This window comes from Rhodococcus sp. ENV425 (genome assembly GCF_002887785.1).
Classification (GTDB): Bacteria; Actinomycetota; Actinomycetes; order Mycobacteriales; family Mycobacteriaceae; genus Rhodococcus; species Rhodococcus aetherivorans.
Genome location: NZ_PCZU01000092.1, coordinates 1 through 8538 on the forward strand (window position 1 = coordinate 1; position 8538 = coordinate 8538).

9 protein-coding genes are annotated in these 8538 nt (G+C 70.1%); 7 read left to right on the plus strand and 2 right to left on the minus strand.

Annotated features, from left to right (window positions below):
- Positions 1-22 precede the first annotated feature (22 nt).
- Positions 23-1027 (minus strand): acryloyl-CoA reductase, encoded by a 1005-nt coding sequence (locus CQZ88_RS07635; protein ID WP_102799531.1) that lies wholly within the window; start codon positions 1025-1027, stop codon positions 23-25.
- 170 nt (positions 1028-1197) lie between these two features.
- Between CQZ88_RS07635 and CQZ88_RS07640 the strand changes: the two genes are divergently transcribed.
- From CQZ88_RS07640 to CQZ88_RS07660, 5 genes are all read left to right on the plus strand, one after another.
- Complete coding sequence (locus CQZ88_RS07640) at positions 1198-2166, plus strand: siderophore ABC transporter substrate-binding protein (protein WP_006935723.1); 969 nt, start codon at positions 1198-1200, stop codon at positions 2164-2166.
- 13 nt (positions 2167-2179) lie between these two features.
- Positions 2180-3208, plus strand: coding sequence for an ABC transporter permease (locus CQZ88_RS07645; protein WP_006935724.1), 1029 nt, complete (start codon positions 2180-2182; stop codon positions 3206-3208).
- Positions 3205-4191 (plus strand): iron chelate uptake ABC transporter family permease subunit, encoded by a 987-nt coding sequence (locus CQZ88_RS07650; protein WP_258008501.1) that lies wholly within the window; start codon positions 3205-3207, stop codon positions 4189-4191. Before CQZ88_RS07645 ends, CQZ88_RS07650 begins: the two co-directional genes overlap by 4 nt.
- Positions 4188-4943: an ABC transporter ATP-binding protein gene (locus CQZ88_RS07655; RefSeq protein ID WP_102799533.1), complete on the plus strand. Its 756-nt coding sequence runs from the start codon at positions 4188-4190 to the stop codon at positions 4941-4943. Before CQZ88_RS07650 ends, CQZ88_RS07655 begins: the two co-directional genes overlap by 4 nt.
- An 83-nt stretch (positions 4944-5026) precedes the next feature.
- The gene (locus CQZ88_RS07660) at positions 5027-5902 is read left to right on the plus strand and encodes an amidohydrolase family protein (RefSeq protein WP_044475904.1); all 876 of its coding nucleotides are present in this window, start codon (positions 5027-5029) and stop codon (positions 5900-5902) included.
- Positions 5903-5971: 69 nt separating this feature from the next.
- Here the strand turns inward: CQZ88_RS07660 and CQZ88_RS07665 are convergent, their stop codons facing one another.
- On the minus strand, positions 5972-6331 hold the full coding sequence (locus tag CQZ88_RS07665) for an Rv2640c family ArsR-like transcriptional regulator (protein ID WP_006935749.1): 360 nt from the start codon (positions 6329-6331) through the stop codon (positions 5972-5974).
- A gap of 91 nt (positions 6332-6422) precedes the next feature.
- On the opposite strand from CQZ88_RS07665, the gene CQZ88_RS07670 reads away from it, so the two are divergent.
- Together CQZ88_RS07670 and CQZ88_RS07675 are read left to right on the plus strand one after the other, a co-directional pair.
- Complete coding sequence (locus CQZ88_RS07670) at positions 6423-6917, plus strand: ArsI/CadI family heavy metal resistance metalloenzyme (protein ID WP_029546394.1); 495 nt, start codon at positions 6423-6425, stop codon at positions 6915-6917.
- A 128-nt stretch (positions 6918-7045) separates the two neighbouring features.
- A partial coding sequence (locus tag CQZ88_RS07675; RefSeq protein ID WP_258008502.1) for an NAD(P)-binding protein occupies positions 7046-8538 on the plus strand: 1493 nt, incomplete at its 3' end.

Sequence of the window (8538 nt, forward strand, 5' to 3'; positions counted from 1 at the left end):
CTCACCCTCTTCTGACGAGCCCTCAGAATCCGCCGGCAACCTCGATCACCGCGCGCCCGGTGAACTTGCCGGCCCGCACGAGGTCGAGCGCGGGCACCAGCTCTCGCGCGGGGATGTGGCGGGTGGTGTCGGGCAGGGGCCGGGGCCGCAGGTCGCCCGCGAGGCGCTCCCACAGCGCCCGGCGCGGGCCGATGGGCAGCTGCACCGAGTCGATGCCCAGCAGGGCGACGCTGCGCAGGATGAAGGGCATCACCGTGGTCTGCAGGGCGGCGCCGCCGGTGAGTCCGCTGGCGGCGACCGCGCCGCCCCACTGGACGGTGCTGAGGACGTGGGCGAGTGTGGCGCCGCCGACGCAATCCACGGCCCCGGCCCAGATCGCCTTGCCGAGCGGTCGCGGCTTCGCGTCGGGGTCCTCGGGCAGCCGCCCGATCACCGAGGCGGCGCCCAGTTCGGTGAGCAGGTCGTGGGCTTCCGGCTTGCCGGTCGAGGCGACCACCTCGAATCCGGCGGCGGCGAGCAGGTCGACGCTGACGGTGCCCACGCCGCCGGAGGCGCCGGTGACGACGACGGGCCCGTCGTCCGGGGTCAGGCCGTGCCGCAGCAGGGCCTGCACGCTCAGCGCCGCGGTGAATCCGGCGGTGCCGATGGCGGCGGCGTCGGCTGTGGAGAGCTCGCCGAGCCGGACGAGCTGGTCGGCGGGGACGCGGGCGTACTCGGCGTAGCCGCCGTGGCGGCCGGTGCCGATCTCGTAGCCGTGCGCAAGGACCCGGTCCCCGGGCGCGAAGTCGGGGTGATCGGAGGTGACGACCTCACCGGCGAGGTCGATGCCGGGAATGATCGGGTACTTGCGGACCACGCCGCCGCGCGGGACGACGGCGAGGGCGTCCTTGTAGTTGATGCTCGAATGCAGGACGCGGACGGTGATGCCGTCGTCGGGCAGCATCGTCTCGTCGACGGTCTCGGGGGCGAAGTCGATCGCGTCGTCGTGCTCGCGCGCGACCCAGGCGGAGAACGTGGTGGAGGTCATGGGTCCGACCGTAGTGGGCGGCGCGCTCGTCCGTGGGGCGACACGACCCTTGCCAACGGTAAGTAAAGGCATGCTAAGTTAGGCAACGCTTGGCTGAGTTCGAGGCGGTGGGTGGGGCTGCGCGGGTGGCTCCGTCTACCTCGGAAGTTCAATTTTCAAGGAGATTGCCCATGCGTATCCGGTTGTCCGCCGCCGTCGCGTTAGTCGCGGCCGCCTCGCTCGGGCTTTCCGCCTGCTCCTCCGACACCTCCTCCGACACCGCGGCGGAGACCGGCGAGACCGTCGTCATCAGTCACGCCCAGGGCGATACCGAGGTGCCCGTCGATCCCGAACGGGTCGTGGTCTTCGACCAGAGCGTGCTGCAGTCCATGATCGACCTGGACCTGCCCGACGCCGTCGGCGTCCCCGCGCTCACGAATTGGCCCGAATCGTTCGCGCGTTACCGGGGCGACGACGTCGCCAAGGTCGGCTCGCTGTTCGAGCCCGACTTCGAGGCCGTCAACGCCCTCGAGCCCGACCTCATCATCGTCGCCGCCCGGTCGGCCACCAGCTACGACGCGCTCAGCGAGATCGCCCCGACCGTCGACCTCTCCGTCGACGCCAAGGACTTCCTCGCCAGCGTTGCGAAGCAGAACCGCAACCTCGCCACCATCTTCGGCGCCGAGGGCGCGTTCGAGGAGAAGTTCGCCGGCATCGAGGCGTCGTTCGACGCGGTGTCCGCTGCCGCCGCACAGGCGAACCTGCGGGGACTCATCACGCGCGTCGAGGCCGCCGAGGTCACCGCGTACGGACCCGGCTCCCGGTACGGGATCATCCACGACCTCGGCGTCAAGCCCGTGTCGGAGACCTTCGCCGACGACGTCGCCCACGGTGACGCCGTGTCCTTCGAGTACATCGCCCAGGCCGACCCCGACCTGATGTTCGTTCAGGACCGCGAGGCACCCCTCGGCGACACCACCGGCCCCAACGCGTCCCGAGTCCTCGACAACCCGCTCGTCGGCGGCACCACCGCCGCGAAGGAAGGCCGGATCACCTACCTCGACCTGTACACCTGGTACATGGCGCCGAGCGCGCTGAGCTCCGTCCAGTCGCAGATCGACGTCGTCGGGCAGGCCGTCGGCAAGGCCGCGGCGGCATGACCGCCTCCCGCCCGTGAGCTCCCCGGTAACGACCGGCAGGGCCGGCGACCGCACCCCGCGTGCGGCCGCCGGCCCCGCCGCGCGTCTGCGTCCCGTCCTGATCGGCGCGGCGCTGCTCGCCGTCGCCGCCTTCGCGTCCCTGTTCGTCGGCGTCGCCGACGTCACCCCCGCCGACCTGCTGCGCGGCGACACCGCGACCCTCGAGGTGTTCTTCGTCTCGCGCGTGCCCCGCCTGATCGCGATCCTGCTCGCCGGCGCCGCCCTGAGCGTGTCCGGCCTGATCATGCAGCACCTGACCCGCAACCGGTTCGTGGCGCCGGACACCGCCGGCACCGTCGAATGGGCCCTGCTCGGCATCCTCGTCGCCACCCTGTTCCTCGGCGGACAGTCCGTGCTCGGCAAGATGCTCGTCGCCGTCGCCTTCTCCCTCGTCGGCACCTTCCTGTTCCTGCGGCTCCTGCGCCGCGTCCGGTTCACCGACATGATCGTCGTACCGCTCGTCGGCCTCATGTTCGGCGGCGTCGTCATGGCCGTCACCACGTTCTTCGCCTACCGGCTCGAACTGATGCAGGCCCTGAACACCTGGACCAGCGGTGACTTCTCCGGCATCCTGCGCGGCCGCTACGAGATCATCTGGGTCGTCGTCGCCGTCATGGCCGTCGCCTATCTGTACGCCGACCGCTTCACCGTGGCCGGCCTCGGTGAGGGCTTCGCGAAGAACCTCGGCGTCCCGTACCAGCTGGTGATCAACATCGGGATGGTCGTCGTCGCCGTCACCACCGCCGTCGTCACCGTCGTCGTCGGCGCCATCCCGTTCCTCGGTCTCGTCGTGCCCAACCTTGTCACCCTGGCGCTCGGCGACAACCTGCGCCGCGTCCTGCCGATCACCGCGCTCGCCGGCGCCGGATTCGTGCTCGCGTGCGACGTCGTCGGCCGCGTCCTCCGCTACCCGTACGAGATCCCGGTCGGCACCGTCGCGAGCGTCGTCGGCGCCGTCGTGTTCATCGCGCTGATCCTGCGCACCCGGCGAGGTGCGCGATGAGCCCGGCCGTCGCCGCACCCGCCGTGACGAGTCGCCGGAACCCTGCCCGTGTGCTCGTCGTGCTCGCCGTCGTCGCCGCACTGGCGGTGTGCGCCTACCTGTTCCTCTTCGTCACCGGCTCGTGGGACTTCGCCATGAAGATCCGCGGCCGGCAGGTGCTGTCGATGGTGCTCGTCGGCTACGCCACCGCCTTCGCCGCGGTGATCTTCCAGACCGTCACCAACAACCGCATCCTCACCCCGGGCGTGATGGGTTTCGACAGCCTGTTCATGCTGCTGCAGACCCTCGTGGTGTTCCTGTTCGGCGCGAGCGCCCTCGCGACACTGGATCCGCGCCTGAAGTTCGGGGTCGAGGTGCTCGCCATGGTCGGCTTCGCGCTCGTGCTGTTCCGATGGCTCTTCGACCGCGGATCCCGCGACCTGTACGTGCTGGTGCTCGTCGGCATCGTGCTCGGCGCGCTGTTCGGTGGGCTGTCGTCGCTGGTGTCGCGGCTGATCGACCCCAACGACTTCATGACCCTGCAGGACGTGCTGTTCGCCAGCTTCAACAACGTGCAGGTCGACCTGCTCGCCGTGTCGGCCCTGCTCGTCGTCGCGGCGACGGCGTTCTCGGTGCCGCTGCTGCGTCAGCTCGACGTCGTCGCATTGGGCCGCGAGCACGCGATCGGCCTCGGCGTCGACCACCGGCGCGTCGTCACCCGCGCGCTGATCGTCGTCGCGGTGCTGGTCTCGGTGTCTACAGCGCTCGTCGGGCCCATCACGTTCCTCGGGCTGCTGGGGGCCAACCGGGCCCGGGACCTCGTCGGCACGTTCCGGCACCGCTGGACGGTGCCCGCCGCGACGCTCGTCGCGATCGTCGCCCTGGTCGGCGGGCAGTTCGTCCTCGCCCGGCTGCTCGACTACAACTCGAGCCTCATCGTCGTCGTCAACTTCGTCGGCGGCATCTACTTCATCTCCCTGCTCGTGAGGGGTGCGCGCCTGTGATCACCGTTCGGGACCTCGCCAAGAACTACGCCGGCACCACCGTGCTCGGGCCCGTCGACCTCGACGTCCCGCGCGGCGGCCTCACGTCGATCATCGGTGCCAACGGCGCCGGCAAGTCGACACTGCTGACCATCGTCGCGCGGCTGCTCGACACCGACGCCGGATCGGTCAGCATCGACGGGCTCGACCTGCGGGCCACCCCCTCGGACGCGCTGGCGAAGAAGCTGTCGGTGCTGCGCCAGGACAACACCACGGCGGTGCGGTTGTCGGTGCGCGAACTCGTCGAGTTCGGGCGATTCCCGCATTCGAAGGGCCGGCTCTCGGCGGCCTGCCACGACGCGGTCGACCGCGCCCTCGAGTACACCGGCCTGGGCGGGCTCGAGCACCGCTTCCTCGACCAGCTCTCCGGCGGACAGCGGCAGCGCGCGTTCGTCGCGATGGTGCTCGCGCAGGACACCGACTACGTGCTGCTCGACGAACCGCTCAACAACCTGGACATGAAGCACTCGCAACACATGATGCAGCTGCTGCGACGCATGGCCCACGAGATGGGCAAGACCGTGATCCTGGTGATCCACGACATCAACTTCGCGTCGTGCCACTCGGATCGCATCGTCGCGATGCGCGACGGCGCCGTCGTCGCGGACGGCGACGTCGACGAGATCCTGCAGCCCGAGGTGCTGCGCAAGGTGTACGACATGGACATCGCCGTGCACGAGATCGACGGCCGTCGCATCGCTGTGTACTTCTGAGGCGCCTCCGGCGCCGGTGTGTCCTTCGGGCGGCTGGGGCAGCCCAAAAGACGCACCGGCGACGGGGTCGCTACCTTCGGGTGATGGACGAAGCGCAGCAGGTGGCCGACTTCCGGGCCCGGCACGGCCTCAACGGCCTTATCGACGTGCACACCCACTTCATGCCGTCGAACGTGATGGACAAGGTGTGGAGCTACTTCGACTCCGCCGGGCCGCTGGTGGGCCGGGCGTGGCCCATCACCTACCGGCACGCCGAGGAGGAGCGCGTCGAGCGGCTGCGGGGTTTCAGGGTCCGCCGGTTCACGGCGATGCTCTATCCGCACAAGCCCGCGATGGCCGCGTGGCTGAACGCGTGGGCGGTGGACTTCGCGGCCCGCACCCCCGATTGCCTGCACACTGCGACGTTCTATCCCGAGCCCGACGCCGCCGGCTACGTGGCCGCGGCACTCGAGCACGGGGCACGGGTGTTCAAGTCGCACATCCAGGTCGGCGACTACGACCCCAACGACCCGCTGCTCGACCCGGTGTGGGGACTGCTCGAGGATGCCGGCGTGCCGATCGTGATCCACTGCGGATCGGGACCGGCTCCGGGGACGCACACCGGGCCCGGACCGATCGCCGCGCTGCTGGAACGGTTCCCGCGGCTGGCGCTGATCGTCGCGCACATGGGCATGCCGGAGTACCGCCAGTTCCTCGATCTGGCGGAGAAGTACCCGCGGGTGCACCTGGACACCACCATGGCGTTCACCGACTTCACGCAGGAGTCGATGCCGTTCCCGGAGGACGAGCTGCCGCGGCTGCAGGCACTGGGCTCGAAGGTGCTGTTCGGCAGCGACTTCCCGAACATCCCGTACCCGTACGTCCATCAGCTCGAGGCGGTCGAACGGCTCGGTCTCGGCAGCGAATGGGTCCGCGCGGTGTGCTGGGACAACGCACAGGTCTTGTTCGGCGCGGTGTGAGCCGGGGGCTGTGTGGCCGAATGTCACATGGGTTCGATGTGATCGAACCCATGTGACATTCGGCCCCTCTCACGTGCAGCAGTTGGGGTCGAGGACGAGACGCAGTGCCTGCAGAGCCTCGTTGCAGGCGCGATGGTGGACGTTCATGCCGCGGCGCGTCGACTGCACCATCCCGGCCTTGCGGAGCTGGCCGAGGTGATGGCTGACGGTCGACTCCGTCAGGCCCACGGCCGACGCCAGGTCGCACGTGCAGACGTCGTCCTCCCGCGTGGTGAGCAGGATCGACATCAGCTGGATCCGGGTCGGGTCGGCGAGCGCCTTGAGCCGCAGCGCCACCTCGAGGGCGGCTGCCTCGCTCATCGGTGCGGCCGAGACCGGCGCGCAGCAGATGGGGGCGGAGACGTCGATGACCGGGAGCGCCTTGGGCATGTCCCCATCATCCACCCCTCTTGACATATGTCAAAAAGGGGGTGACAGTGGGCGTACTAATTCGATGTATGTCTCACAGGTGGAGGTCATCATGTCCCGCGTTCAGCTCGCCCTCAACGTCGACGATCTGCAGGAGGCCGTGACGTTCTACTCGAAGCTGTTCGGCACCGAGCCGGCGAAGGTGAAGCCCGGCTACGCGAACTTCGCGATTGCCGAGCCGCCGCTGAAGCTCGTCCTGATCGAGAACGCGGGCAAGGGCGGCTCGATCAACCACCTCGGGGTGGAGGTGGAGTCGAGCGAAAAGGTGCACTCCGAAATCGCCCGCCTCACGGACGAAGGGCTGTTCACCGACGAGGAGATCGGCACCACGTGCTGCTTCGCCACCCAGGACAAGGTGTGGGTCACGGGCCCGGCGGGGGAGAAGTGGGAGGTCTACACCGTCCTCGCCGACAGCGACACCTTCGGCACGAGCCCGAAGCTGCTCGACCAGGGCGAGAACTCGGAGGGAGTCTGCTGCGGCACCGCCGCCGAACAAGAACCGGCGACCGGCACCGAGAAGGCGCCCGCCGCGACGACGTGCTGCTGAGCGACACCCACGGGCCCGCTACGGACGCACGTCCGTAGCGGGCCCGATCCGTCGGAGACGGGTCGTCGGCACGTCCGTGCCGCCGCAATCCGGTGCCGGACACCCGGCCGGAGCCCTATCGTGAGGGGATGACTGCCGACGAGCGCAGTGGCGGGGCGACGGGCGGGCGTCCGGCCCGGCCGTCGGAGGAGCTCACACCGCTGCCGGATCTGGTGCACGGCCGTCCCCGCGCGGGGCCGGTGCGCCGGCGTCGGCCCGTGTATGTGGACCTGTTGCCGCCGTGCAACGCCCGCTGCCCCGCCGGGGAGAACATCCAGGCCTGGCTGGCGCACGCGAAGGCCGGCCGCTACGAGCAGGCCTGGCGGCAGTTGGTCGCCGACAATCCGTTCGCCGCCATCCACGGCCGGGTGTGCTACCACCCCTGCGAATCCGTCTGCAACCGCGCCACTCTGGACAGCGCCGTGTCCATCCATTCGGTGGAGCGGTTTCTCGGCGACCGGGCGCGCGAGCAGGGCTGGATGTTCGAGCCGCCGCCCGCCCGCAGCGGCAAGCGGGTACTGGTGATCGGTGCCGGACCGAGCGGGCTGTCCGCTGCCTGTCACCTCGCCCGCCGCGGCCACGACGTCGAGATCCGCGACGCCGGCTCCGAGCCCGGCGGGATGATGCGCTACGGCATCCCGAACTACCGGCTTCCGCGCGACGTGCTCGAGGCGGAACTGGAGCGGGTCGCGGCGCTGGGCGTGGAGCTGACCTGCAACCACCGGGTCGAGGACCTCGCGGCGGAACGCGCCGAGGGTGGTTTCGACGCGGTCTTCGTCGCGGTCGGCGCGCATCTGGCCAAACGGGTCGATATCCCGGCCTGCGACGCGGGCACGATGATCGACGCGGTGTCGTTCCTGCGCGGTGTCGCCGCCGGGGAACCCCCGGCCGTCGGGCGGCACGTTGCCGTCTACGGCGGCGGCAACACGGCGATGGACGCGGCCCGGGTGGCCCGCCGGCTCGGGGCCGAGGACGCGGTCATCGTCTATCGCCGCACCCGCGAGCAGATGTCCGCCCACGAGGAGGAAGCCGAGGACGCCGAACGCGAAGGCGTACGGATCAACTGGCTGCGCACGGTCACCGCCTTCGACGGTCCCGAACTGCAGGTCGAGGTCATGGAACTCGACGAGTCCGGTCGTCCGCGGCCGACCGGACGTTTCGAGACCCTGGCCGCGGACACCCTGATCATGGCGATCGGCCAGGAGACCGAGTCGGCGTTCATGCGCACGCTGCCCGGAGTCGAGTTCGAGCGCGACGGCAGCGTGCGGGTGGACGGGTCGCTGATGACCGGTTGCCCCGGGGTGTTCGCGGGCGGCGACATGGTGCCCGGCGAGCGCACCGTGACGGTGGGGGTGGGGCACGGGAAGAAGGCGGCACACCACATCGACGCCTGGCTGCGCCGAGTGCCCGACGAGCGGCCTGCCAAGCATCCGATCGCGACGTTCGACCAGCTGCACCTGTGGTACTTCGCCGACGCGGATCGGCGGGTGCAGCCCGAACTGCCTGTCGAGCAACGCGTTTCCGGGTTCGACGAGGTGGTCGGCGGGGTATCGGCCGAGGCGGCGACGTTCGAGGCGGGCCG